The 25377-nt window shown below is 65.8% G+C and carries 24 protein-coding genes; 18 read left to right on the top strand and 6 right to left on the bottom strand.

Annotated features, from left to right (window positions below):
- Window position 1 precedes the first annotated feature (1 nt).
- The 4 genes from rplI to rpsF are packed head-to-tail and all read right to left on the bottom strand — an operon-like array spanning window position 2 to window position 1446.
- Complete coding sequence (rplI, locus tag ACF8ME_RS20120; RefSeq protein ID WP_016447755.1) at window positions 2–454, bottom strand: 50S ribosomal protein L9; 453 nt, start codon at window positions 452–454, stop codon at window positions 2–4.
- Between the two features lie 12 nt (window positions 455–466).
- A complete protein-coding gene (gene rpsR, locus ACF8ME_RS20115) occupies window positions 467–748 on the bottom strand; it encodes a 30S ribosomal protein S18 (protein WP_012207026.1) in 282 nt (93 codons plus the stop codon).
- An 18-nt stretch (window positions 749–766) separates the two neighbouring features.
- On the bottom strand, window positions 767–1057 hold the full coding sequence (priB, locus tag ACF8ME_RS20110; protein ID WP_016451191.1) for a primosomal replication protein N: 291 nt from the start codon (window positions 1055–1057) through the stop codon (window positions 767–769).
- 26 nt (window positions 1058–1083) lie between these two features.
- On the bottom strand, window positions 1084–1446 hold the full coding sequence (rpsF, locus tag ACF8ME_RS20105) for a 30S ribosomal protein S6 (protein ID WP_012207028.1): 363 nt from the start codon (window positions 1444–1446) through the stop codon (window positions 1084–1086).
- 302 nt (window positions 1447–1748) lie between these two features.
- Between rpsF and grpE the strand changes: the two genes are divergently transcribed.
- From grpE to dnaJ, 3 genes are all read left to right on the top strand, one after another.
- The gene (grpE, locus tag ACF8ME_RS20100; protein ID WP_016447757.1) at window positions 1749–2294 is read left to right on the top strand and encodes a nucleotide exchange factor GrpE; all 546 of its coding nucleotides are present in this window, start codon (window positions 1749–1751) and stop codon (window positions 2292–2294) included.
- 114 nt (window positions 2295–2408) lie between these two features.
- A complete protein-coding gene (dnaK, locus tag ACF8ME_RS20095; RefSeq protein WP_016447758.1) occupies window positions 2409–4358 on the top strand; it encodes a molecular chaperone DnaK in 1950 nt (649 codons plus the stop codon).
- Between the two features lie 100 nt (window positions 4359–4458).
- Window positions 4459–5598: a molecular chaperone DnaJ gene (gene dnaJ, locus ACF8ME_RS20090; protein ID WP_017405356.1), complete on the top strand. Its 1140-nt coding sequence runs from the start codon at window positions 4459–4461 to the stop codon at window positions 5596–5598.
- A 69-nt stretch (window positions 5599–5667) separates the two neighbouring features.
- Here dnaJ and ACF8ME_RS20085 read toward each other — a convergent pair whose 3' ends face one another.
- Window positions 5668–6924 (bottom strand): SEL1-like repeat protein, encoded by a 1257-nt coding sequence (locus tag ACF8ME_RS20085; RefSeq protein ID WP_392417968.1) that lies wholly within the window; start codon window positions 6922–6924, stop codon window positions 5668–5670.
- Between the two features lie 241 nt (window positions 6925–7165).
- Between ACF8ME_RS20085 and ACF8ME_RS20080 the strand changes: the two genes are divergently transcribed.
- The 12 genes from ACF8ME_RS20080 to accD all read left to right on the top strand — a co-directional run bounded on the left by ACF8ME_RS20080 (window position 7166) and on the right by accD (window position 21048).
- On the top strand, window positions 7166–8110 hold the full coding sequence (locus ACF8ME_RS20080) for a LysR substrate-binding domain-containing protein (RefSeq protein ID WP_016447761.1): 945 nt from the start codon (window positions 7166–7168) through the stop codon (window positions 8108–8110).
- Between the two features lie 65 nt (window positions 8111–8175).
- The gene (leuC, locus tag ACF8ME_RS20075) at window positions 8176–9597 is read left to right on the top strand and encodes a 3-isopropylmalate dehydratase large subunit (protein ID WP_047217380.1); all 1422 of its coding nucleotides are present in this window, start codon (window positions 8176–8178) and stop codon (window positions 9595–9597) included.
- 27 nt (window positions 9598–9624) lie between these two features.
- The gene (locus ACF8ME_RS20070; RefSeq protein WP_012207035.1) at window positions 9625–9750 is read left to right on the top strand and encodes an entericidin A/B family lipoprotein; all 126 of its coding nucleotides are present in this window, start codon (window positions 9625–9627) and stop codon (window positions 9748–9750) included.
- A gap of 20 nt (window positions 9751–9770) precedes the next feature.
- Complete coding sequence (gene leuD / locus ACF8ME_RS20065; protein WP_016447763.1) at window positions 9771–10424, top strand: 3-isopropylmalate dehydratase small subunit; 654 nt, start codon at window positions 9771–9773, stop codon at window positions 10422–10424.
- 96 nt (window positions 10425–10520) lie between these two features.
- Complete coding sequence (gene leuB / locus ACF8ME_RS20060; RefSeq protein ID WP_016447764.1) at window positions 10521–11591, top strand: 3-isopropylmalate dehydrogenase; 1071 nt, start codon at window positions 10521–10523, stop codon at window positions 11589–11591.
- Window positions 11592–11966: 375 nt separating this feature from the next.
- Window positions 11967–13079, top strand: coding sequence for an aspartate-semialdehyde dehydrogenase (asd, locus tag ACF8ME_RS20055; RefSeq protein ID WP_016447765.1), 1113 nt, complete (start codon window positions 11967–11969; stop codon window positions 13077–13079).
- A 367-nt stretch (window positions 13080–13446) separates the two neighbouring features.
- Window positions 13447–16350, top strand: a complete 2904-nt coding sequence (locus ACF8ME_RS20050; protein ID WP_392417965.1) for a FimV/HubP family polar landmark protein — start codon at window positions 13447–13449, stop codon at window positions 16348–16350.
- Between the two features lie 113 nt (window positions 16351–16463).
- On the top strand, window positions 16464–17312 hold the full coding sequence (truA, locus tag ACF8ME_RS20045; RefSeq protein WP_016447767.1) for a tRNA pseudouridine(38-40) synthase TruA: 849 nt from the start codon (window positions 16464–16466) through the stop codon (window positions 17310–17312).
- 32 nt (window positions 17313–17344) lie between these two features.
- Window positions 17345–18067: a phosphoribosylanthranilate isomerase gene (locus tag ACF8ME_RS20040; RefSeq protein ID WP_016447768.1), complete on the top strand. Its 723-nt coding sequence runs from the start codon at window positions 17345–17347 to the stop codon at window positions 18065–18067.
- On the top strand, window positions 18045–19301 hold the full coding sequence (trpB, locus tag ACF8ME_RS20035) for a tryptophan synthase subunit beta (protein ID WP_392417963.1): 1257 nt from the start codon (window positions 18045–18047) through the stop codon (window positions 19299–19301). The genes ACF8ME_RS20040 and trpB overlap by 23 nt, the downstream gene beginning before the upstream one ends.
- The gene (trpA, locus tag ACF8ME_RS20030) at window positions 19298–20107 is read left to right on the top strand and encodes a tryptophan synthase subunit alpha (protein WP_016447770.1); all 810 of its coding nucleotides are present in this window, start codon (window positions 19298–19300) and stop codon (window positions 20105–20107) included. Before trpB ends, trpA begins: the two co-directional genes overlap by 4 nt.
- 65 nt (window positions 20108–20172) lie before the next feature.
- Complete coding sequence (gene accD / locus ACF8ME_RS20025; RefSeq protein ID WP_016447771.1) at window positions 20173–21048, top strand: acetyl-CoA carboxylase, carboxyltransferase subunit beta; 876 nt, start codon at window positions 20173–20175, stop codon at window positions 21046–21048.
- A gap of 77 nt (window positions 21049–21125) precedes the next feature.
- Here accD and ACF8ME_RS20020 read toward each other — a convergent pair whose 3' ends face one another.
- Window positions 21126–21683 (bottom strand): YggT family protein, encoded by a 558-nt coding sequence (locus ACF8ME_RS20020; RefSeq protein WP_016447772.1) that lies wholly within the window; start codon window positions 21681–21683, stop codon window positions 21126–21128.
- A gap of 90 nt (window positions 21684–21773) precedes the next feature.
- Between ACF8ME_RS20020 and ACF8ME_RS20015 the strand changes: the two genes are divergently transcribed.
- From ACF8ME_RS20015 to ACF8ME_RS20005, 3 genes are all read left to right on the top strand, one after another.
- Window positions 21774–22448 (top strand): LON peptidase substrate-binding domain-containing protein, encoded by a 675-nt coding sequence (locus ACF8ME_RS20015; RefSeq protein WP_392417961.1) that lies wholly within the window; start codon window positions 21774–21776, stop codon window positions 22446–22448.
- Window positions 22449–22693: 245 nt separating this feature from the next.
- Window positions 22694–24253 (top strand): lysine--tRNA ligase, encoded by a 1560-nt coding sequence (lysS, locus tag ACF8ME_RS20010; RefSeq protein ID WP_016447774.1) that lies wholly within the window; start codon window positions 22694–22696, stop codon window positions 24251–24253.
- Between the two features lie 91 nt (window positions 24254–24344).
- Complete coding sequence (locus ACF8ME_RS20005) at window positions 24345–25361, top strand: hypothetical protein (RefSeq protein WP_392417959.1); 1017 nt, start codon at window positions 24345–24347, stop codon at window positions 25359–25361.
- Window positions 25362–25377: the final 16 nt, after the last annotated feature.

Genomic DNA, 25377 nt, shown 5'->3' with positions numbered 1-25377 from the left:
ATCAGGAGTGGTCGCCGTAGACCGACACCGACACTTCGACGCTGACGTCGGTGTGCAGTGCCACGACCACGGTGGCGTCGCCCACGGTCTTGATGGGACCGTTGACCAGGCGAACTTGCGACTTGGCAACGGCGAAACCGGCCTTGGTCAGTTCTTCGGCGATGTCGGCATTGGTCACCGAACCGAACAGGCGGCCGTCAACGCCAGCCTTCTGGGTCAGCTTGACGTTCACGCCGTTGAGCTTTTCGCCCAGTTGCTGGGCAGCAGCCAGCTTTTCAGCCGCTTGCTTTTCCAGTTCGGCGCGCTTGGCTTCGAACTCGGCCTTGGCGGAAGCCGTGGCGCGACGGGCAGCGCCCGTGGGGATCAGGAAGTTGCGGGCGTAGCCGTCCTTGACCTTGACGATATCGCCGAGGCCACCGAGGTTCACAACCTTGTCGAGCAGAATGACTTGCATGGGTTGTATTCCTTAGATCTTGTGCTGGTCAGAGTAAGGAACCAGAGCCAGGAAGCGGGCGCGCTTGATGGCAGTGTTCAACTGACGCTGGTAGATGGCGCGCGTGCCGGTCAGGCGAGCGGGGACGATCTTGCCGTTTTCACCGATGAAGTCACGCAGGGTGTCCACATCCTTGTAGTCGATTTCTTCGACGCCGGCGACGGTGAAGCGGCAGAAGCGCTTGCGCTTGAACAGCAGCGACTGCGTGTTGCGCTTGGGGCGCTTGTCCTTGTTGAATTTCTTGAACGTGGCCATTTCTGGACCTCTTGAAAATTAGTTTTGTTGAATGTCCTGGATGTGAAGAACCAGCAATTTGCCGTTGCGGGGCGTTGCCAGGAAGCCTTGGAACTTCCACTGGCTGCCGAGCGCCTGGCGGGCCAGCTTTTCAGCCAGCGCGCCAAAGGCCACCGCCTTGACAGATGCCGTCACGCTGCGCTCGCTTCCCGCCTCTTTCTGCCGCGACGCATGCTCGAGTCGCAGTTCAAGGGCTGGCAGCCCTGCCGGCGTGTAGCGCAGTGCTTGAAGCTCTGCGATGGCGGCCGTCAGTACAACGTGGTTCTCCACTCCTTCAGGTTCTGACAGGGCTGGGCTCAGGCCTGTTCGGTCTGGCTGGCCTTGCGGGCCTCTTCACGCTCGACGGTCTTCATCATCGAGGAAGGCGCAGTGTCGGCCTTCTTCTTCTGAACCGTCAGGTGACGCAGCACGGCATCGTTGAACTTGAAGGCATGCTCCAGCTCAGCCATCACAGCCTGGTCGGCTTCGATGTTCAGGCACAGGTAGTGGGCCTTGGCGAGCTTGTTGATCATGTAAGCCAGTTGGCGACGGCCCCAGTCTTCTTCGCGATGGACCTTGCCACCGCCAGCGGTGATCATGCCCTTGTAGCGTTCCAGCATGGCAGGAACCTGCTCGCTCTGATCCGGGTGGATCAACAAAACGATTTCGTAATGACGCATATCGACTCCTTTTGGGAAAACGCCGCCCACTGCGTCTTGTAGCGGTGCGGCAAGGCAAAGCATTGGATTCTAGCGCAGCCCTCTTCCATCTGTACACTTCGCACTGCCCGAGACCCCGGATCTGTGTGGGGCTTTTGCCCCGTCGCCCGGCTTTTGCCCTCACCGTGTACCTCTGCCGCGCGGATGCACATGCACAAAGCCCTTGAAAATACACCGATCCGCTCGCATCTCGATTCAAGATCGTGCAATCGCCTGGCCTCCAGTCTGGCGACCGCTTTGTTTTGTAGCTGAAGTCTCTATCCATGTCTGAACAAAACTCCAACCCCTTGCAAGACGCAGCCCCGGAAGAAATCGAAGCCGCCATGGCGGCCAATGCAGCCGACGAGCTGCAGCGCCTGCAGGCCGAGCTGGCCGAACTCAAGGCCAAGAGTGCCGAGCTGGCAGACCAGTTCCTGCGCGCCAAGGCCGAGGCCGAGAATGTGCGCCGCCGCGCAGAAGACGAAGTCTCCAAGGCGCGCAAATTCGGCATCGAGAGCTTTGCCGAAAGCCTTCTGCCTGTCTGCGACAGCCTGGATGCCGCCCTGGCCATTCAACAGGCCACGCCGGAACAGCTGCGCGAAGGCGCCGACGCCACGCTGCGCCAGCTGACCTCGGCCCTTGAGCGCAACAAGGTCGTGACCATCAATCCGGCTGCCGGCGAGAAATTCGACCCCAACCTGCACCAGGCGATCAGCATGGTGCCTGCACAGCAGGAAGCCAACACCGTGGTGTCGGTGCTGCAAAAGGGCTACCTGATCGCCGACCGCATCCTGCGCCCGGCCCTCGTGACCGTGGCCCAGCCCCAGTAAGCGGGCACTCACGGCAGCACTGACAAAAAAGGGGACAAGCCCCTTGAAGCTGCGCGAGCCGGCCACAAGTTAGCAGTCATTCAAACATTTCACAGAACGCGGAGAGAACTCAAAATGGGAAAAATCATCGGTATTGACCTGGGCACCACCAATAGCTGCGTGGCCATCATGGACGGCAACACCACGCGCGTGATCGAGAACAGCGAAGGTGCGCGCACCACGCCGTCGATCATTGCGTACCAGGAAGACGGCGAGATCCTCGTCGGCGCCTCGGCCAAGCGCCAGGCGGTCACCAACCCCCGCAACACCATCTATGCCGCCAAGCGCCTGATCGGCCGCAAGTTCGACGAGAAGGAAGTGCAAAAGGACATCGACCTGATGCCCTACACCATCTCGCGCGCCGACAACGGCGACGCCTGGGTGGAAGTGCGCGGCCAGAAGCTGGCCCCGCCGCAGATTTCCGCCGAAGTGCTGCGCAAGATGAAGAAGACCGCCGAGGACTACCTGGGCGAGCCCGTGACCGAGGCCGTGATCACCGTGCCCGCTTACTTCAACGACGCCCAGCGCCAGGCCACCAAGGACGCCGGCCGCATCGCCGGCCTGGAAGTCAAGCGCATCATCAACGAACCCACGGCGGCGGCCCTGGCCTTCGGCCTGGACAAGACCGACAAGGGCGACCGCAAGATCGCCGTGTATGACCTGGGCGGCGGCACCTTCGACGTGTCCATCATCGAAATCGCCGATGTGGACGGCGAAAAGCAGTTCGAAGTGCTGTCGACCAACGGCGACACGTTCCTGGGCGGCGAAGACTTCGACCAGCGCATCATCGACTACATCATCACCGAGTTCAAGAAGGAACAGGGCGTCGATCTGTCCAAGGACGTGCTGGCCCTCCAGCGCCTGAAGGAAGCCGCCGAGAAGGCCAAGATCGAGCTGTCGAACTCGGCCCAGACCGACATCAACCTGCCCTACATCACGGCCGATGCCTCGGGTCCCAAGCACCTGAACATCAAGCTGACCCGCGCCAAGCTGGAAAGCCTGGTCGAGGACCTGATCGAGCGCACCATTGCGCCCTGCCGCACGGCCATCAAGGACGCAGGCGTGTCCGTGTCCGACATCGATGACGTCATCCTGGTCGGCGGCATGACCCGTATGCCCAAGGTGCAGGAAAAGGTCAAGGAATTCTTCGGCAAGGATCCCCGCAAGGACGTGAACCCCGACGAAGCCGTGGCCGTGGGCGCCGCCGTGCAGGGCCAGGTTCTGTCGGGTGACCGCAAGGACGTGCTGCTGCTGGACGTGACACCGCTGTCGCTGGGCATCGAGACGCTGGGTGGCGTGATGACCAAGATGATCACCAAGAACACCACCATCCCGACGAAGTTCGCACAGACCTTCTCGACGGCCGACGACAACCAGCCTGCCGTGACGATCAAGGTGTTCCAGGGCGAGCGCGAAATGGCTTCGGGCAACAAGATGCTGGGCGAGTTCAATCTCGAAGGCATCCCGCCGGCCGCGCGTGGCGTGCCCCAGATCGAAGTGGCCTTTGACATCGACGCCAACGGCATCCTGAACGTGTCCGCCAAGGACAAGGCATCGGGCAAGGAAAACAAGATCACCATCAAGGCGAACTCCGGCCTGTCCGAGGAAGAGATCCAGAAGATGGTCAAGGACGCCGAGCTGAACGCCGCCGACGACAAGAAGAAGCTGGAACTGGTCCAGGCCCGCAACCAGGGCGAAGCTGCCGTGCACAGCGTCAAGAAGAGCCTGGGCGAGCATGGCGACAAGCTCGACGCTGGCGAGAAGACCGCCATCGAGAGCGCCGTCAAGGACCTGGAAGAAGCGCTCAAGGGCGAGGACAAGGACGCCATCGACGCCAAGACCACGGCGCTGATGACGGTCAGCCAGAAGCTCGGCGAGAAGATGTACGCCGATGCACAGGCAGCGGGCGCCCCCGAGGCAGCCGCCGCCGCAGCAGCCGCCGGTGCTGCAGGCGCCTCGGCCGGTGCTGCAGCCGCTGACGACAACGTCGTCGACGCCGAAGTCAAGGAAGTCAAGAAGGACTGAACCCAGCGCGTGGTCCCTTGACGACCGCTTGCCGCCGCGCTCGGCCCTGCCAAGGGGCTGACGCGGCGTTCCTGTTCTCACTGACTGGCTAGCAAACACCATGTCCAAACGCGATTTTTACGAGGTCCTCGGCGTTGCCAAGAACGCCTCGGACGACGACATCAAGAAGGCTTATCGCAAGCTGGCGATGAAGTACCACCCTGACCGCAACCAGGGGGATGCCGCACGCGAGGCGGAAGAGAAATTCAAGGAGGCCAAGGAGGCCTACGAGATGCTCTCCGACAGCAACAAACGCGCGGCCTACGATCAGTACGGCCACGCAGGCGTGGACCCCAACCGCGGCATGGGCGGCGGCGCAGAAGGCTTTGGCGGCTTTGCCGAGGCCTTTGGCGACATCTTCGGCGACATGTTCAACCAGGGCGGGCGGCGCGGCGGCGCAGGTGGCGGCCGCCAGGTCTACCGTGGCAACGACCTCAGCTATGCCATGGAGATCACGCTGGAGGAAGCCGCCCACGGCAAGGATGCGCAGATACGCATCCCCAGCTGGGACAGCTGCGACACCTGCCACGGCAGCGGCGCCAAGCCCGGCACCAGCGCCAAGACCTGCACCACCTGCAACGGCATGGGCAGCGTGCAGATGCGCCAGGGCTTCTTCAGCGTGCAGCAGACCTGCCCGCACTGCCGAGGCACGGGCAAGATCATTCCCGAGCCCTGCACCAGCTGCGGCGGCCAGGGCAAGGTCAAGCGCCAGAAGACGCTGGAAGTGAAGATTCCCGCAGGCATCGACGACGGCATGCGCATCCGCTCCTCGGGCAACGGCGAACCCGGCACCAATGGCGGGCCTGCAGGCGATCTCTACATCGAGATCCGCATCAAGGACCACGACATCTTCGAGCGCGATGGCGACGATCTGCACTGCAACGTGCCCGTGAGCTTCATCACGGCGGCGCTGGGTGGCGAGATCGAGGTACCCACCCTCTCGGGCAAGGCGGCCATCGACATCCCCGAAGGCACCCAGGCCGGCAAGCAGTTCCGCCTGCGCGGCAAGGGCATCAAGGGCGTGCGCTCCAGCTACCCCGGTGACCTGTACTGCCACATCGTGGTCGAGACGCCCGTCAAGCTGACCGAGTACCAGCGCAAGCTGCTGCGCGAGCTGGAGGAATCGCTCAAGAAGGGCGGCGCCAAGCATTCGCCCAGCGGCGAGAGCTGGACCGACAGGCTCAAGAGCTTCTTCAGTTGATGCAGCACTGAGCCCCCAACAAAAACGCCTCTTCCGAGGCGTTTTTCATTGGTGCATCCTCAACAGGGCTCAGGGAGCGGGTTTGGCCTTCCAGGCCGCCGCCTGCCGCTCCGCACGTGCGCGCTCTGCCGCGCTCAGCGGCTGGGCCATGCTGTCGCGCTTGGCCGTCAGAGAGCTGTCCTTGCCCGCTGCCAGCAGCATCCAGAAATAGGCCTGCGACGGGCTGCGCTCCACGCCCTTGCCCGAGGAATAGAGGCTGGCCAGATTGGACTGCGCCAGCGCGTCGCCCTGCTGGGCGGCACGCTCCAGCCAGCGCGCGGCCTGCTTGTCGCTGGCAGGCACGCCCTGGCCATTGGCATACAGAACGCCCAGGTTGGACTGGGCTGCGGCACTGCCCTGCTCGGCCGCCTTCTCCAGCCAGTGTGCGGCCTGCGCCATGTCGCGATCGACCACGCCACCCTCTGCATAGAGCATGCCGGCGTTGAATTGCGCATCGACATGGCCCTGGCCTGCCGCCGCCACGAACCAGCGCAGCGCCTGCACCACATCCTCGGCCACGCCCCGGCCCGTGGCATACATCACGCCCAGGCTGTACTGGCCGGCCGCCTCCCCCTGTTCGGCCGAGCGCTGGAACCATTGCACGGCCTGGACGGGATCCTTGGCGGCTCCGCGCCCCTCGGCCAGCATCAGGCCCAGGTTGTTCTGTGCCACGGCGTCACCCTGCTCGGCCGCCTTGCGATACCACTGCACGGCCTGCGCGTCGTCGCGCACCACGCCACGGCCATTGGCGTACATCAAACCCAGGTCGGACTGAGCCGGCGCATAGCCTTGCTGGGCCGATTTCTCATACCACCGGGCGGCAGTCTCCGCATCCAGGGCAACGCCCTGGCCGCGCTTGTACAGCGAGCCCAGCGCGTACTGGGCGCTGGCCTCGCCCTGCTCGGCATGCTGCTGCAGCGCTGCAAGCTCGGCAGCGCTCAGGCCGGACTCACCCTTGGACGCGCCGCCACCTGCGGCTGCAGCTGCAGCCCCCGCTGCGGCAGCGCCGGCCACCACGCCTGCAGCGGCGGCCGCCTTGGCAGGTGCGCTGCGGGTGGTGGCAGGTGCCGGCTTGCCCTTGGATTTGACGGCGGTCTTGCCTGTCGGCCTCGCAGCTGCCTTGGCCGCAGGCTTGGCGGGGGCCTTCGCGCCGCTCTTGGCCGTGTTCTTCGCCGGTGGCTGCGGCTTGGCAGACGCCGGGACGGCCATGCAGGACAGGGCTGCGGCCAGCAGCAATGACAGGCCTGCAGGCAGGGCTCGCAGGCCCGTCGGGTATCGATCGTTCATATGCTCTTATTTTTGCAGCAATCCATGCAGGCGACTGGCGCAAAGATTGACAAATTCTTTCAGTATGCAACCGGCGTTCCGGCGGGCATGGCTGCCCGCAGCCATCGCCACGAGGCATGACCCCCATCTCCATGAAATCGCACGACATCACCAAAGACATCGCGCTTGAAGATGACAGATCGATGACTTGTGCGAGAAAATCCATTCAACTTCTCCTAATGAGAAGCCTGAACCCCACCACATGAAGAATTCAGAGCGCAGTTTTGCACGGCGCATAGACCTTACCTCCTTGCAGCTGTTCGTGGCTGTCTGCGAACTTGGCAGCATCGGACGAGCGGCAGAGCGCGAGTTCATCGCCGCTTCGGCGGTGAGCAAGCGCCTGTCCGACCTCGAGGCCACCGTGGACACGGCCCTGCTGTATCGCCACAGCCGTGGCGTGACACTCACTCCTGCCGGCGAAAGCCTGCTGCACCACGCGCGCAACGTGCTGTATGGCCTGGAGCGCATGCAGGGCGAGCTGTCCGAGTACGCCGATGGCGTGCGCGGCCATGTACGCATCCACGCCAATATGTCGGCCATCGTGCAGTTCCTGCCGGAAGACCTGGGCGTCTTCGCGCGCAAGCATGGCCAGGTCAAGATCGACCTGCAGGAGCAGCTCAGCCCCGCCGTGCTGGCGGCGGTGCAGGAAGGCACGGCCGACATCGGCATCTGCTCCATGGCATACATGCCGCTGGGCAATGGCCAGGCCACTCCCGCGCTGCAGCACCGCCCCTACCGCGAGGACCGGCTGGTCGTCGTGGTGCCCGAGCAGCACGCGCTGGCGCACAGCGACAGCGTGGCCTTTGCCGATGTGCTCGAATGGGACATCGTCAGCCTGCAGGCCGGCTCCTCCATCAGCCTGGCCATGCGTGCGGCTGCGGCCCAGGCCGGGCATGCGCTGCACCAGCGCATCCAGGTCACCAGCCTGGATGCCATGTGCCGCATGATCGACAACGGCCTGGGCGTGGGACTGATCCCCGACCGCGCCTTCGAGCTCATGCACGGCGTGGGCCATCTGCGCGCCCTGGAGCTCAGCGACGACTGGGCACGGCGCGAGCTGAGCATCGTGGCGCGCGACTTCGACGCGCTACCCGTTACGGCCCGCCTGCTGGTGGAGCACCTGAGCCCGCCGGCCAGCGCATCCTGAAGGCCCCTTGGCCCCCGGATGCACATCCAAGAATTTCCCCACGACACCAACCATTCGAGAACGCCATGGGACGCACCCTCTACGACAAGATCTTCGACGAGCATGTCATCCACACCGAGGATGACGGCACCGCCGTCCTCTACATCGACCGCCACCTGGTGCACGAAGTCACCAGCCCCCAGGCCTTCGAAGGCCTGCGCATGGCCGGCCGCAAGCTGTGGCGCATCAGCTCCGTGGTGGCCACGGCCGACCACAACACACCCACCGACGGCTGGGAGCGCGGCTATGACGGCATTGCCGACCCCATCAGCAAGGAACAGATCACCACGCTGAACACCAACATCGGCGAGTTCGGCTCTGCGGCCTTCTTTCCCTTCATGGACAAGGGCCAGGGCATCGTCCACGTCATGGGTCCCGAGCAAGGCGCCACCCTGCCCGGCATGACCGTGGTCTGCGGCGACAGCCACACGTCCACGCATGGCGCCTTCGGCGCACTGGCCCACGGCATCGGCACCTCCGAAGTCGAGCACGTGATGGCCACCCAGACCCTGCTGGCCAAGAAGGCCAAGAACATGCTGATCAACGTCAGCGGCAAGGCGGCGCCCGGCATCACGGCCAAGGACATCGTGCTGGCCATCATCGGCAAGATCGGCACGGCCGGCGGCACGGGCTACACCATCGAGTTCGCAGGCGAGGCCATCCGCGACCTGAGCATGGAAGGCCGCATGACGGTCTGCAACATGGCAATCGAAGGCGGCGCGCGCGCCGGCCTGGTGGCCGTGGACGATAAGACCATCCAGTACGTCAAGGGCCGCCCGCTGGCCCCCACCGGCGCCGAATGGGACGCCGCCGTCGCCTACTGGAAGACGCTGCACTCGGACCCCGACGCAAAGTTCGACCGCGTGGTCGAGCTGCAGGCCAGCGACATCGTGCCGCAGGTCACCTGGGGCACCTCGCCCGAAATGGTGCTGGGCGTGGATGCCCGCGTGCCCGATCCCGACAAGGAAAAGGATGCCAGCAAGCGCGGCGCCATCGAGCGCGCGCTGACCTACATGGCGCTGGAACCCGGCAAGGCCATCGACGACATCTTCGTGGACAAGGTCTTCATCGGCTCGTGCACCAACAGCCGCATCGAAGACATGCGCGAAGCCGCCGCCGTGGTCAAGAAGCTGGGCCAGAAGGTGGCACGCAACATCAAGCTGGCCATGGTGGTGCCCGGATCGGGCCTGGTCAAGGAGCAGGCCGAGCGCGAAGGCCTGGACCAGATCTTCAAGGCGGCAGGCTTTGAATGGCGCGAACCCGGCTGCTCCATGTGCCTGGCCATGAACGCCGACCGCCTGGAGCCCGGCGAGCGCTGCGCCTCCACCAGCAACCGCAACTTCGAAGGCCGCCAGGGCGCGGGCGGACGCACCCACCTGGTGAGCCCCGCCATGGCCGCTGCCGCGGCCATCCACGGCCACTTCGTGGACATCCGCAGATTCTCCTGAACCCGCAACTGCCCCCGCCAGCACACCATGAAGCCTTCCTTCTCGATCCTCCTGATCGGCCTGGCCTTCACCCTGGCCGCCTGCAATACCGTCAAGGGCATTGGCCAGGACGTGCAAAGCGCGGGCAGCGCCATCGAACGCGCCGCCCGCTGAACCCTGAATTCGATACTGCCATGCAACAATTCACCGTGCACAAGGGCCTTGTCGCCCCCATGGACCGCGAAAACGTCGACACCGACGCCATCATTCCCAAGCAGTTCCTCAAGTCGATCAAGAAGACCGGCTTCGGCGTGAACCTGTTCGACGAGTGGCGCTACCTGGACCATGGCGAACCCGGCCAGGACCCGGCCTCGCGCAAGCCCAACCCCGACTTCGTGCTCAATCAGCCGCGCTATGCGGGCGCCTCCATCCTGGTCGCACGCAAGAACTTCGGCTGCGGCTCCAGCCGCGAGCACGCGCCCTGGGCCCTGGACCAGTACGGCTTTCGCGCCATCCTGGCACCCAGCTTCGCCGACATCTTCTTCAACAACTGCTTCAAGAACGGCCTGCTGCCCATCGTGCTGCCCGAAGCCACGATCGACATGCTGTTCAACGAGATCGCCGCCTTCCCCGGCTACGAGCTGACCATCGACCTGGACCGCCAGGTGATCGTGCGCCCGCAGGGCGAGGAGATCCCCTTCGACGTCATTGCCTTCCGCAAGTACTGCCTGCTCAACGGTTTTGACGACATCGGCCTGACCCTGCGCCATGCCGACAAGATCCGCGCCTACGAGGCCGAGCGCCTGGCCACCAAGCCCTGGCTGGCCCACACGCTGGTGCAGCGCTGATCGATCTCCACTTGCGCGCATCAATGGGCCGCAGGCGTTGCTGAACCAGCCGCCGGCGGCCTTCCACCATCCGAACAGTCTCTCAAAAGGAACACCATGAAAATCGCAGTCTTGCCCGGTGATGGCATCGGCCCCGAAATCGTTGCGGAAGCCGTGAAGGTGCTGGGCGCCCTGGGCCTGGACTTCGACATGCAGACCGCCCCCGTGGGCGGCGCTGCCTACGAAGCTGCCGGCCACCCGCTGCCCGAATCCACGCTGAAGCTGGCCATGGAGTCCGACGCCGTGCTGTTCGGCGCCGTGGGCGACTGGAAGTACGACACGCTGGACCGCCCGCTGCGCCCCGAGCAGGCCATCCTGGGCCTGCGCAAGCACATGGGTCTGTTTGCCAACTTCCGCCCGGCCATCTGCTATGCGGAGCTGACCCATGCCTCCAGCCTCAAGCCCGAACTGGTCGCAGGCCTGGACATCCTCATCATCCGCGAGCTGACCGGCGACATCTACTTCGGCCAGCCGCGCGGCCGCCGCGTGGCCACCGACGGCCACTTCCCCGGCGCCGAGGAAGCCTTCGACACCATGCGCTACTCCAAGCCCGAGATCGAGCGCATCGCCCACGTGGCCTTCCAGGCCGCGCAAAAGCGCAGCAAGCGCGTGACCAGCGTGGACAAGGCCAACGTGCTGGAAACCTTCCAGTTCTGGAAGGACGTGGTCACCGAGGTGGGCCAGCAGTACCCCGACGTGCAACTGGACCACATGTACGTGGACAACGCCGCCATGCAACTGGTCAAGGAGCCCAAGCGCTTCGACGTGGTGGTCACGGGCAATATGTTTGGCGACATCCTGTCCGATGAAGCCTCCATGCTCACCGGCTCCATCGGCATGCTGCCCTCCGCCTCGCTCAACGCCAAGGGCCAGGGTCTGTACGAGCCCAGCCATGGCTCGGCCCCCGACATTGCGGGCAAGGGCATTGCCAATCCGCTGGCCACCATCCTGTCGGCTGCGATGATGCTGCGCTTCTCGCTGAACCAGGAGGCTGCTGCACAGCGTATCGAAGCCGCCGTGCAAAAGGTCCTGGCCCAGGGCCTGCGCACGGCCGACATCCACAGCGAAGGCACGACCAAGGTCTCCACCCGCGAGATGGGCGATGCCGTGGTGGCCGCGCTGGCCTGACGTCCACGACAGCCGCGAGCCTCCGGGCTTGCGGCTGCCCTGCCTGACCAGGATTTTCCAGAACTTGGCAAAGCGTCAAAACAGACGTCTGCTTTTCGCCATTTCGACGAAGATATTCATCAAACAGACATTCTCTTTCCTGGCGTATTCGCTAGAATGACTGCTCTTATGTTTGCCGCCCGCCCGTTCCTCCTGCTGAACATTGCACCCGCCGCCCAGGCTGGTGTGGCCGTGCGCGCAATCACATCCACAACCATTACGACAATCAAAGGCTGACCCAGCCCGGTTCGTCGTGCGCCCTCACCTGGCCCAGACGAGCCGGGCGACAACAGTCTTGATCCAGCACTGTTTTCACACTGAAAGGGCGTTTCAAAAATGAGCAAGCAATTGGTAGGCCTGGTGGGCTGGCGCGGCATGGTCGGCTCCGTGCTGATGGACCGCATGCAGGCAGAGGGCGATTTCGACCTGATCGAGCCCGTTTTCTTCTCCACCTCCAACGCCGGCGGCAAGGCCCCGGCCATGGCGAAGACCCACACCGAGCTGCGCAATGCCAACGACATTGCCGAGCTGTCCAAGTGCGACATCATCATCACCTGCCAGGGCGGTGACTACACCAAGGAAGTCTTCCCCCAGCTGCGCGCCTCGGGCTGGAACGGCCACTGGATCGATGCCGCATCGTCGCTGCGCATGGAAGGCGATGCCGTCATCGTGCTCGACCCCGTCAATGAAGGCCTGATCCAGTCCAAGCTCGCCGCGGGCGGCAAGAACTGGATTGGCGGCAACTGCACCAACTCCATCCTGCTGATGGGGCTGGGCGGCCTGTTCAAGGCCGGTCTCGTGGAATGGGTCAGCTCCATGACCTACCAGGCAGCCTCCGGTGGCGGCGCCAACCACATGCGCGAACTGCTCAAGGGCATGGGCGTGGTGCATGCGGCCGTGGCCGACGAGCTGGCCACGCCCGCCTCCGCCATCCTGGATATCGACCGCAAGGTGGCTCAGACCATCCGCACCGATGTGCCCACCGAATTCTTCGGCGCGCCTCTGGCTGGCGGCCTGATCCCCTGGATCGACGCACAGCTGGACAACGGCCAGTCCAAGGAAGAGTGGAAGGGCCAGGCCGAGGTCAACAAGATCCTGGGCACGGAGCAGACCATTCCCGTCGACGGCCTGTGCGTGCGCATCGGCGCCATGCGCTGCCACAGCCTGGCGCTGACCCTCAAGCTCAAGAAGGACCTGCCCCTGCAGGAGCTGGAAGCCATCATCAAGTCCGGCAACCCCTGGGTGAAGTGGGTGCCCAATGAACGCGCCATCACCGTCAAGGAACTGACGCCCGCCGCCATCACCGGCGGCCTGGAAGTCGGCGTGGGCCGCGTGCGCAAGCTGAACATGGGCCCCGAATACCTGTCGGCCTTCGTGATCGGCGACCAACTGCTGTGGGGCGCCGCCGAGCCGCTGCGCCGCATGCTGCGCATCCTGCTGGCCGCCTGAGCACCGCCGGCTTGAGCCAACACAAAAAGCGCCATGTCCTGGCCCGGGACATGGCGCTTTTTTCGGCTTTAAACCCTGTGCGATTGGGCACAATGCCCAAGTCTCTTGTCCCCTGACTGTAGGCGGTTGCCTACAATCACCGAAGATACATTGTGTTTCTTCTCGTTGCCGTTCGACAACAACTGGCAGCGTTCACCGGCAACCAGACGCTTGCGATCCTATAGCGTGGCCGACAATGCGACCCAAGCACCTTGGTATATGGCGTGCCATCTATCCCCGGGTAAATTTCAATTACATGTGCAAACGCGGGCATCCTCACAATAACAATAGTGCCCGCCCAATTGCATCCACACAGGTTTGACGCTTTATGCATCGTTGGAAACTCTCTGTGCTGGCCGCTGCGGCCGTCGTCTCGGTCGCACTGCCCGCCTCCGAGGCCTGGGCACTGGCTCTGGGCCGGGTGAACGTGCAATCGGCCCTGGGCGAGCCCCTGCGTGCCGAAGTCGAAATCCCCCAGATCACGGCGGCTGAAGCAGAAGGCCTGCGCGTGGGCGTGGCCTCTCCCGGCGTCTTCCGCACCCAGGGCATGGAGTACAACGCCACGGCCAGCCAGGTGCGCGTCAGCGTGCAGCGTCGCGCGGACGGATCGGCCGTGCTGCGACTCACAAGCACCCAGCCCGTCAACGAGCCCTTTGTCGATCTGGTGATCGACGCCAGCTGGGCCTCGGGCAACCTGCAGCGCAACTACACCCTGCTGCTGGATCCGCCCACCCTGCAAAAGCTGCCGCCTGCCGTGACGGCTGCGGCCCAGGCCTCCGCCCCCGAACCGGGCGCCGCACCGCGCCGCGCCGCGCCGGCCCCCTCGCCAGCTGCCGCAGGCAACACCGAGGAAAGCCGTCCAGCCCCTGCTCCGGCAGCCCCGCGCCGGAGCACCGCATCAGCCCGCGACCGCGCTGCTGCAGCGCCGGCGCCGACCGAAGCATCCGAGGTCCGCATCAAGACCGGAGACACGGCTGGCCGCATTGCCGCCGCCCACCTGCCCGCAGGCGTTTCGCTGGACCAGATGCTGGTGGCCATGCTGCGCTCCAATCCCAAGGCCTTCATCAACGGCAATGTGAACCGCATGCGCTCCGGCGCCGTGCTCACCGTGCCTGACGAGGCCACGGCACAGGCCACCTCGCCGCGCGAGGCGCGCCAGATCGTTGCAGCCCAGTCCCGGGATTTCAACCAGTTCCGCCGCCAGCTGGCCAGCGCCGCACCAGCCGCGCCCGTGGCATCGGCCAATCGTGAAGCATCGGGCAGCGTCCAGGCCCAGGTCGAAGACCGCAAGCCCTCCACCGCCGCACCCGACAAGCTCACCCTGTCCAAAGGTGCTGTCAAGGGCGTGGAGGCAGACGAGCGCCTGGCCAAGCAAAAGCAGTCCGACGACCAGGCATCGCGCACGGCCGAACTGCAGCGCAACATGTCCGAGCTGAGCCAGATCGCCGCCGCCACCAAGCCCGCCGAAGGTGCTGCTGCAGCACCTGCCTCGGCAGCCAGCGGCACGGCAAACGGCGTTGCTGTGCCGGGCGCGCCGACCGTGCCTGCAGCGCCTGAAGCTGCAGCACCCCAGACAACGCCCCCGGCCCCGGCGGCGACTGCCGACGCAGCCGCTGCGGCCGCTGCCGCCACCGCTGCGCCAGATGCCGCAGCCAATGCTGCCGGCCCGGCAGCGCCCGCGGCAGAAGCCGTGCCCGCCACGCCCGCTCCTGCCGAGCCGCCGAAGCCCAAGCCGGCCCCCGCCCCCGTCGCACCGATCGCCGAGCCCAGCTTCATCGATACGCTGATGGAAGATCCCACCATCCCGCTGGCCGGCGCCGCCTTGCTGGCCCTGCTGCTGGGCTATGGTGGCTACCGCGTCATGCAGCGCCGCCGCGCTGCCGCAGCCTCCAGCGAAAGCGCCTTTGGCGACAGCCAGCTCGCGGCCGATTCCTTCTTTGGAGCCAGTGGCGGCCAACGCGTGGATACCGGCACATCGAGCCAGCTGTCGGGCACCTCCATGCACTACTCGCCCAGTCAGCTCGATGCCGGCGATGTGGACCCCGTGGCCGAGGCCGATGTCTACCTGGCCTATGGCCGCGACCTGCAGGCAGAGGAAATCCTCAAGGAAGCCCTGCGCACCGATCCCAGCCGCACCGCACTGCACCAGAAGCTGGCCGACATCTACGCCAAGCGCCATGACCGCAAGGCCTTCGAGGCCGTCGCGCAGACCCTGCACGGCCTGACCCAGGGCAAGGGCGTGGACTGGCAGCGCCTGGCCGACCAGGGCCGCATCCTGGACCCGGAAAACGCCCTCTACCAGCCTGCCGGCGCCGCGCCCCTGTCTGCTGCCGCCGTTGCCGGCGGCGCCGCAGCGGCAGCTGCCGGACTGGCGGCCGCCTCGCTGGCCAGCCGCCCCCTGGACATGGAGGCGCACCGCGAAGGCCCTGCCACCCTGCCCATGGACCTGGACATGGACCTCAACATGGACCTGCCCGGCGGCCTGGCCGATGCCAGCCTGCCCGCGCAGCACGCCAGCCCGCTGCCCGCACCGGCCCCCATGCCCAGCGAACAGGACTTTGCCGCGCTGGAGCCCACGCTGCGCGCGCCGCTGGAGCCCATGCAGCCCGCAGCAAGCGAGGCGCCTCGCATGGATCCCCGCGTGGAGCCGCCTGCTGCATCGCTGGACATGCCCGGCTTCCAGCCCACGGCCCATGCCTCGCTGACGGATGCCCTGAACCACAGCAGCGCCATGAGCGACATGCAGCCGACCGAGATGCTGCCGCTGGACATGCCCGTCACACGGCAGGTCACGGACAGCTTCCCGGCCACCGAACCCTCGCCCCTGACCAGTTCCACCACGGACGACAGCCACGCCAGTACCGATCTGCTGTCGCTGGACGCCATGGAGTTCAACCTGGAAGACCTGGGCACCGAGGCGCCAGCCCAAGCGCCGGCAGCAGCGCATTCGGGCGGCGTGCTGGAAACGGCGGCCAAGGCCAAGCCTGAACCGGCCGAATCGCTGGAATTCGACCTGGGCAGCCTGTCCCTGGACCTGGGCAATGACGCCCCCACGGCCGCAACGCCGCCTTCGGCGCCCGAAGACCCGCTGGCCACCAAGCTCGCCCTGGCCCAGGAATTCAATGCCATCGGCGACAGCGACGGAGCCCGTACACTCATCGAGGAAGTGATCTCCGAGGCCCACGGCGATCTCAAGGCCAAAGCCCAGCGCCTCCTTGCCGAGATAGACTGAAGCCCGACGGCGCCTGCCCAGGCGCCGCACCGGTTTCGCGTGACAGGGTGGCGCAAGCCGCCATGGAAAACTGACAACTTGATGCACACCCAACCCATGCCGGAGGCCTCGCCATGCGCGTAGCCCTCGGCGTCGCCTACAACGGCCAGCGCTACAGCGGCTGGCAAAGCCAGCTGTCTGGCAACACCATTCAAGATCATCTCGAAGCGGCCCTGGGCCGCTTTGCCGCTCAGGAGGTGCACACCCTCTGCGCGGGCCGCACCGATGCCGGCGTGCACGGCCTCATGCAGGTCGTCCACTTCGACACGCCGCTGGACAGGGCCCCGTTCTCCTGGGTCCGTGGCACCAACACCTTCCTGCCGCCGGACATCGCCGTGCAATGGGCCCAGCCCGTGCCCGACTCCTTCCATTCACGGGCCTGCGCCACAGCCAGGCGCTATGCCTATGTGCTGCTGCAGTCGCCCGTGCGGCCCAGCGTGGAGGCCGGGCGTGTGGGCTGGGTGTTCCATGCACTCAACGGTGACGCCATGCAGGCCGCCGCCCAGCACCTGCTGGGAGAGCACGATTTCAGCTCGTTCCGCGCGTCGGGTTGCCAGGCCAAATCCCCCGTCAAGACACTGCACCGCCTGTCCATCACCCGCCGCATGGCAGGCGACGGCGCCCAGATGGCCGCGGCCAGCTCCATGCGTCCCGGGGATGCAGCCATGGAATGCTGCTACTGGCGATTCGAGTTCGAGGGCAGCGCCTTCCTCCACCACATGGTGCGCAACATCATGGGCTGCCTGCTCGCCGTAGGCCAGGGCACACACGCGCCGCAGTGGATGCAACAGGTGCTGGAGGCGCGCTCCCGCGATGCCGCCGCGCCCACCTTCTCGCCGGACGGCCTGTACTTTCTGGGTCCCGTATACGATCCTTCATGGGGCCTTCCTTCGCGCAGCCCGGCCTATGATTGGCTCCCGTGAACGAGCAGGCCTTCCCCCATTCTTCAGCCCCCATGCAGCGCACCCGAATCAAGATCTGCGGACTCACCCGCGAACAGGATGTGGACGCAGCCGTGGCCGCCGGCGCCGACGCCGTGGGCTTTGTTCTCTACGCCCCCAGCCCGCGCGCCGTGACGGTGCAGCGTGCCGCCGAGCTGGCGCGGCGCCTGCCGCCCTTCGTGACACCGGTGCTGCTGTTCGTCAATGAAAGCGCCGCCAACGTGATGGCCGCCTGCGCCGCCATCCCGGGCGCCTGCGTGCAGTTCCACGGCGACGAGTCGCCCGAGGACTGCCTTGCCGCCACATCGGGCGGCACCCGCGCCTTCCTGCGCGCCGCGCGCATTCCCCTTGGTCCCGATGCCGCGCGCTTCGACCTCGTAGAATATGCCCAGCGTTACTCGAAAGCCCAGGCCATACTGCTCGACGCCCATGTCGACGGCTATGGTGGTGGCGGAAAAGCATTCAATTGGTCACTCCTTCCACCAAACGTCGCCTCTCACCTCGTTTTGTCTGGTGGACTCACGCCTGCAAACGTGACCGATGGCATCTTGCAAGTGCGCCCGCGAGGACTCTCGCTGGCCGTTGATGTCAGTTCCGGCGTCGAGGCCGATGGTCCCGACGGCAAGCCCCTCAGGGGCATCAAGGACGCCGGCAAGATACACCGATTCATCGCCGCCGTGCGCGCGGCCGATGACCAACTTTTGCAGACAAGCCATGTTCGAATACCAGTACCCTGACGCATCTGGCCACTTTGGCCGCTTCGGCGGCAGCTTTGCCAGCGAAACCCTGACCCACGCTCTGACCGAGCTGCGCGACGCCTACGCCAAGTACCAGAACGACTCGGAATTCGTTGCCGAATTCCAGTCCGAGCTGGCCCATTTCGTCGGCCGCCCCTCGCCCGTCTACCACGCGGCACGCATGTCGCGCGAGATGGGAGGCGCGCAGATCTACCTCAAGCGCGAAGACCTCAACCACACGGGCGCGCACAAGATCAACAACGTGATCGGGCAGGCCATGCTCGCGCGGCGCATGGGCAAGCCCCGCATCATTGCCGAGACGGGCGCCGGCCAGCACGGCGTGGCCACGGCCACCATCTGCGCGCGCTACGGCCTCGAGTGCATCGTCTACATGGGCTCCGAGGACGTGAAGCGCCAAAGCCCCAACGTCTACCGCATGCGCCTGCTGGGCGCCACCGTGGTGCCAGTGGAATCGGGCAGCCGCACGCTCAAGGATGCGCTCAACGAGGCCATGCGCGACTGGGTGGCCAACGTGGACAACACCTTCTACATCATCGGCACCGTGGCCGGCCCCCACCCCTATCCCGCGATGGTGCGCGACTTCCAGAAGGTCATCGGCGAGGAATGCCTCACGCAGATGCCCGAGTTCCTGGGCGCCGACCGCCAGCCCGACGCCGTGGTCGCCTGCGTGGGCGGCGGCAGCAATGCCATGGGCATCTTCCACCCCTATATCCCGTTCGAGAACACGCGCCTGATCGGCGTGGAGGCTGCGGGCGAGGGCCTGGACAGCGGCAAGCACTCGGCCTCGCTGCAGCGCGGCAGCAGCGGCGTGCTGCACGGCAACCGCACCTTCATCCTGCAGGACGAGAACGGCCAGATCACCGAGACGCACAGCATCAGCGCCGGCCTTGACTATCCCGGCGTCGGCCCCGAGCACGCCTGGCTGCAGGAACTGGGCCGCGCCCAATACGTGGGCATCACGGACCAGGAGGCCTTGGACGCCTTCCACTACCTGTGCCGCACCGAAGGCATCATTCCCGCCCTGGAGTCCAGCCATGCCGTGGCCTATGCCATGCAACTGGCCAAGACCATGCGCGCCGACCAGTCCATCCTCGTGAACCTGTCCGGTCGCGGCGACAAGGACATCGGCACCGTGGCCGATCTCTCGGGCGCCGACTATTACGACCGTCCCTCCATGCGCGGGCTCACGGTCAAGGGAGGAGCAGCTCAATGAGCCGCATCACCACGACTTTCACCAAACTTCAGGAAGATGGCCGCAAGGCCCTGATCCCCTACATCACCGCGGGCTTCCCGTTCGCGGCCATCACGCCGTCGCTGATGCACGGCATGGTGGAGGCTGGCGCCGATGTGATCGAGCTGGGCGTGCCCTTCTCCGACCCCATGGCCGACGGCCCCACCATCCAGAAGGCTGGCGACCGTGCCATCGCCAACGGCGTGGGCCTGGTGCAGGTGCTGGCCTATGTGCGCGAGTTCCGCCAGAAAAACCAGACCACGCCCGTGGTGCTGATGGGCTATGCCAACCCGGTGGAGCGCTACGACCAGATCCACGGCAAGGACCGCTTCGTGGACGATGCGGCCGAAGCCGGCGTCGACGGCCTGCTCATCGTGGACTACCCGCCCGAGGAGTGCGAGGCATTCGCCGCGCAACTGCGTGCGCGCGACATGGACCTCATCTTCCTGCTGGCACCCACGTCCACCACCGAGCGCATGCAGCAGGTGGCGCGCGTGGCCAGCGGCTATGTCTACTACGTCTCGCTCAAGGGCGTGACCGGCTCGGGCGCGCTCGACACGGCAGCCGTGGAAGCCATGCTGCCGCGCATCCGCGAGCACGTGAGCATTCCCGTGGGCGTGGGCTTCGGCATCCGCGACGCGGCCACGGCACAGGCCATCGGCCGCGTGGCCGATGCGGTGGTGATCGGCAGCCGCATCATCGAGATGCTGGACGGCCAACCCCACGAAAAGATCGTCCCCCTGACCATCGACTTCCTGCGCGGCGTGCGCAAGGCACTCGACGCGTAGGTCGCATAATGCAGCCCTTGCATGCGGCCCGGTGCCGCATGCCCTGCGCCTGAAAAGGAAACACCATGTCCTGGCTTGAAAAACTCCTGCCTGCCAAAATCCAGCAAACCAACCCTACGGATCGCCTCCAGCAGATCCCCGAAGGTCTGTGGATCAAGTGCCCGAGCTGCGAGACCGTGCTCTACAAGGCCGATCTGGAGAAAAACCAGAACGTCTGCCCCAGCTGCAGCCACCATCACCGCATCGGCGCGCGCGCCCGCCTGAACCATTTCCTGGATGCCGAAGGCCGCTATGAGATCGGCCAGGAAGTCATTCCTGTCGACGCCCTGAAGTTCAAGGACAGCCGCAAGTACCCCGAGCGCCTCAAGGAAGCGCTGGAGAACACCGGCGAGACCGATGCCCTGGTCGTCATGGGCGGCGCCATCAAGAGCGTCAATGTGGTCGCAGCCTGCTTCGAGTTCGAATTCATGGGCGGCTCCATGGGCTCCGTGGTCGGCGAGCGCTTCGTGCGTGGCGTCGAGACCGCCATCGAGCAGAAGGTCCCCTTCATCTGCTTCACCGCCACCGGCGGCGCGCGCATGCAGGAAGGCCTGCTGAGCCTGATGCAGATGGCCAAGGCCAACGCCGCGCTCACGCGCCTGGCCAAGAAGGGCCTGCCCTACGTCTCGGTGCTGACCGATCCCACCTTCGGCGGCGTCTCCGCCAGCTTCGCCTTCGTGGGAGACATCGTCATTGCCGAGCCCAAGACCTTGGTCGGCTTCGCCGGCCCGCGCGTGATCGAAACCACGGTGCGCGTGAAGCTGCCCGAAGGCTTCCAGCGCGCCGAGTTCCTGCAGGACAAGGGCGCCGTGGACATGATCGTGGACCGCCGCGAGCTGCGCGACCGCATCGCCGCATCGCTTGCCATGCTGCAGCGCCTGCCGGCCGACGCTGTTCAGTAAAGCCTCGCGCAGACACAGAAAAGCCGCCGCAGGTGGGTGCCTGCGGCGGCTTTTTCACGCCCGGGAAACTGGGGAAATCAGGCCAGCAGCATCAGGCCCGAGCCCTGGATATAGCCCAACACCATCAGCGCGATCTGCAGCAGCACCAGGGCCACCAGTGCCGACAGATCGATACCGCCGATCAGGGGCACGATGCGGCGAATGGGCCGCAGCATGGGCTCGGACAGGCGCTGCAGCACGCCGTACATCGGCGACTGCGGCTGCACCCACGACAAGATGACATAGATCAGCAGCACGCCCACCATGCCCGACAGCGCCACGCGCGCCAGGCCGCACAGGGCCAGCCACGGCAGGGCGAGCACATTGGACTGCCCGCCCATCAGCAGCCACAGCAGCACGAACTGCAGCATCTGCAGCAGGAAGGCCGCGATCAGGCTGGACATGTCCCAGCGCCCGGCCGGCTTGATGACGCGGCGCAGCGGCATCACGATCCAGTCGGACAGCGCAAACACCAGTTGGCCGACCGGGTTGCCGAAGGGAATGCGCTGGGCCTGCATGTACATGCGCAACAGGCAGACGCCGGTCAGCAGGCCAACGACCACATCGAGCAAAAAGGAAACGATCTGAAAAAGCATGGCGTTGTAGGACTGCGAGAGGAAGATCGGACCACGGCCAGCCGGCCTTGGCACAGCATGGGATGATAGCTGCCGCATCCCGCCCATCACATGACCGCCCATACCGCACTGCACTCCCTGCCGCTTTTCCCTCTGGGCAGCGTCCTTTTTCCCCAAGGCCTGCTGAGCCTTCGCGTCTTCGAGGTCCGCTACCTCGACATGATCCGCAAGTGCGAGCGCACGGGAGCCCCCTTCGGCGTGGTGGCATTGCAGGCCGGCAGCGAAGTGCGCAAGGCCGGTGCGGCCGCCGAGCAGCTGCATGCCGTGGGCACGCTGGCACGCATCGTCCAGCTGCAGCAGCCCCAGCCCGGCCTGCTGCACCTGCAGTGCGAGGGCACGCAGCGCTTTCGCATGCAGGATCACCGGCAGCTGCCCCACGGCCTGTGGGTGGCCGATGTGCAGTTGCTGCCTGCCGACACCGCCGTCCCCGTCCCCGATCACCTGCTCGCCACGGCCCAGGCCCTGGCCCAGGTGCTGATGCAGCTGCACGCACGATCCACCGACGCCGACCATGCCCGGCTGCCCAGCGCCGAACAGATGGGCGACTGCGGCTGGGTGGCCAACCGCTGGACCGAGCTGCTGCCCCTGCCCGTGTCCATCAAGCAGCAACTGATGGCCTTAGACAGCCCGCTGGTGCGGCTGGAGCTGGTGGCGGATGTGCTGGAACACAGCGGCATAGGCAATTCGCAGGGGACGGCGCCCGGCTCCCCGCCCGCTGCGCACTGACGAATTGGCGGTCCTGCGGCGTCATACCGCAGCAAGGTCCGGCACATTGACGGCACCACGCACCGAAAGCGCGGCAAAAAACTTAAAATCGCGGATTCAGCCCGCCAGCTGCGGGGCCTGCCGGTGGCATTTGCTGCTGCCGCTGCATTTTCCAGCCCTTCCCGCCTGGCTTTTTTTCGGCTTTCCCCGATTTCCCCTCCGGCTTTTTTCCGGCCCCTCGGCGTTTTGCGCTGGCGCTCATTGTCATGACCGAACACAACACACCATCTGCAGCGGACCAGACCGCTCCCCAGGACGAAAACCAACTCATCGCCGAGCGCCGCGAAAAACTCAAGGCCCTGCGCGAACAGGTGCGTGAACAGGGCGGCGTGGCCTTCCCTAACGACTTCAAGCCGGCCGACCGCGCCGAGGCCCTGCAGCAGGCCCATGCCGACAAGAGCGCCGAGCAGCTCGACGCCGAATCCGTGCAGGTCAGCCTGGGCGGCCGCATGATGCTCAAGCGCGTCATGGGCAAGGCCAGCTTCGCCACCATCCAGGACGGATCGCTGGGCCCCACGCACGGCCGCATCCAGCTGTACATCACGCGCGACACCGTGGGCGAGGAGGTCTATGCGGCCTTCAAGCGCTGGGACCTGGGCGACATCCTGGGCGCCGAAGGCACGCTGATGAAGACCAAGACCGGCGAGCTGTCGGTCAAGGTGCAGACGCTGCGCCTGCTCACCAAGAGCCTGCGCCCCATGCCTGACAAGTTCCACGGCATGGCCGATCTGGAGCAGAAGGTGCGCCAGCGCTACGTGGACCTGATGATGGACGAGCAGGCCCGCCGCCGCTTCATCGCGCGCAGCAAGGCCGTCTCGGGCATCCGCGAATTCATGGTGGAGCATGGCTTCCTGGAAGTGGAGACGCCCATGCTGCATCCCATTCCCGGCGGCGCCAACGCCAAGCCCTTCGTCACCCACCACAACGCGCTGGACCAGGAGATGTACCTGCGCATCGCGCCCGAGCTGTACCTCAAGCGCCTGGTGGTCGGCGGCTTCGAGCGCGTGTTCGAAATCAACCGCAACTTCCGCAACGAAGGCATCTCGGTGCGCCACAACCCCGAGTTCACCATGATGGAGTTCTATGCGGCCTACTGGAACTACCGCGACCTGATGGACTACACCGAGGCACTGGTGCGCGACGCCGCGCAAAAGGCCGTGGGCACGCTGCAGCTGACCTACGGCGGCAAGCCCGTGGACCTGTCCCAGCCCTTCCAGCGCCTGACCATTCCCGAGGCCATCGTCAAGTTCACCGAAGCCGGTGACAAAGTGGCCGACCGCGAATGGCTGACCAATGCCCTGCGCAAGCTGGGCATGACGGAAGAAAAGGACCGCCTGTCCACCCGTACCCTGGCCAGCCTGCAGGTGCTGTACTTCGAGGAAGTGGTCGAGGAAAAGCTCTGGCAGCCCACCTTCATCATGGAGCACCCCACCGAGATCTCGCCGCTGGCACGCGCCAATGACGAGCGCCCCGAAGTCACCGAGCGCTTCGAGCTGTACATCACGGGCCGTGAATTCGGCAACGGCTTCTCCGAACTCAACGACGCCGAGGACCAGGCCGCGCGCTTCAACGCCCAGGTCCAGGCCAAGGACGGCGGCGACGACGAAGCCATGTACTTCGACCACGACTTCGTGCGTGCCCTCGAGTACGGCATGCCCCCCACGGGCGGCTGCGGCATCGGCATCGACCGCCTGATGATGCTGCTGACCGACAGCGCCAGCATCCGCGACGTGATCCTGTTCCCCGCCCTGCGCCGCGAACAGTAACCCCCCGGCATCCAGCGCCTGCGCGCATGGCCAACTGAAGCCGCCTGCGTTCCCTTGGGAGCCAGGCGGCTTTTCCCTATACTGGCTCGCCATGCACATCCCCACCTACTGGGCGCAGGCGCGCCTGCGGCATGAAAGCCGCCCCACCCACGGCATCACCGTCCAGCGCTGGGGATGGTCCGACACCAGCCAGGAGGCTGCCCAGGCCCACGCCCAGGAGCGTGCCGCCAAGGCCCTGCAAGACGCCCGCCATGCGGCGCTGCCCCCAGGCGAGCCGCGCATGGAATGGAAGAACGAGTACGCGCTCGACGGCTTCAGCACCCCCATACGCGAAGAAGTCCTGCAGCGCCGCGACGGCACGGTGATGACGCGCAACAGCTACGGCGCCCACTGCCTGAACACCGAGCGCGTGGCCATCGCCGATATCGACCTGCCCGAGCCGCCCAGCGCTGTGCGCTTTCCCGTCGTGACCCTGCTTTTGCTGGCTTCGGCCGCCACCTGGCTGGCCCGGCTGGCACCGCACAAGAACAATTCGAGGATGGTGGCCACGGCGCTGGTCGTGCTGCTGCTGTTCCTGGCCATGCGGCGCGTGCAGCGCTGGTGGGAGGCGCGGCAGGCGCGCCGGCGCGCGGCCACGGACTCGCCGTCCGCACGCGCCATGGAGCGCGTACAGGCCTTCCACCAAAGCCATGCCGACTGGGGGCTGCGCGTCTATGAAACGCCCAAGGGCCTGCGTGTCATCGTCACGCATACCGATTTCGCACCCGACGACCCTGCCGTCGCGCAGTTGTTCGACGCCTTGCAGGTGGACCCGCTCTATGCCCTGCTGTGCGAGCGCCAGCAGTGCTTTCGCGCCCGCGTATCGGGCAAGCCCTGGCGCATGGGCCTGACCGGACTGTCCACCTCGCTGCGCCGCTGGCCCCAGCCCGAGCAGACGCGGCAAGAGCGCCGCCAGTGGGCGCTTGCCTATGACGAAAAAGCCCAGGGCTTTGCAGCTTGCAGGCTGCTGCAGCAACTGGGCAACCCACGCCTGTGTGCGGCCGCCGACGCCTTCGTGCAATGGCACGACGAAGCCAGCCGGGCCCGCACGGCCCTGCCCCTGGCCTGAAGAAAGCCGGGCATCC

Source organism: Delftia sp. WSY_7 (genome assembly GCF_043104845.1).
GTDB classification, from domain to species: domain Bacteria; phylum Pseudomonadota; class Gammaproteobacteria; order Burkholderiales; family Burkholderiaceae_C; genus Comamonas; species Comamonas tsuruhatensis.
The sequence above is the reverse complement of the archived record's forward strand: the minus strand, read 5'-3'. Positions and strand labels throughout refer to the sequence as shown.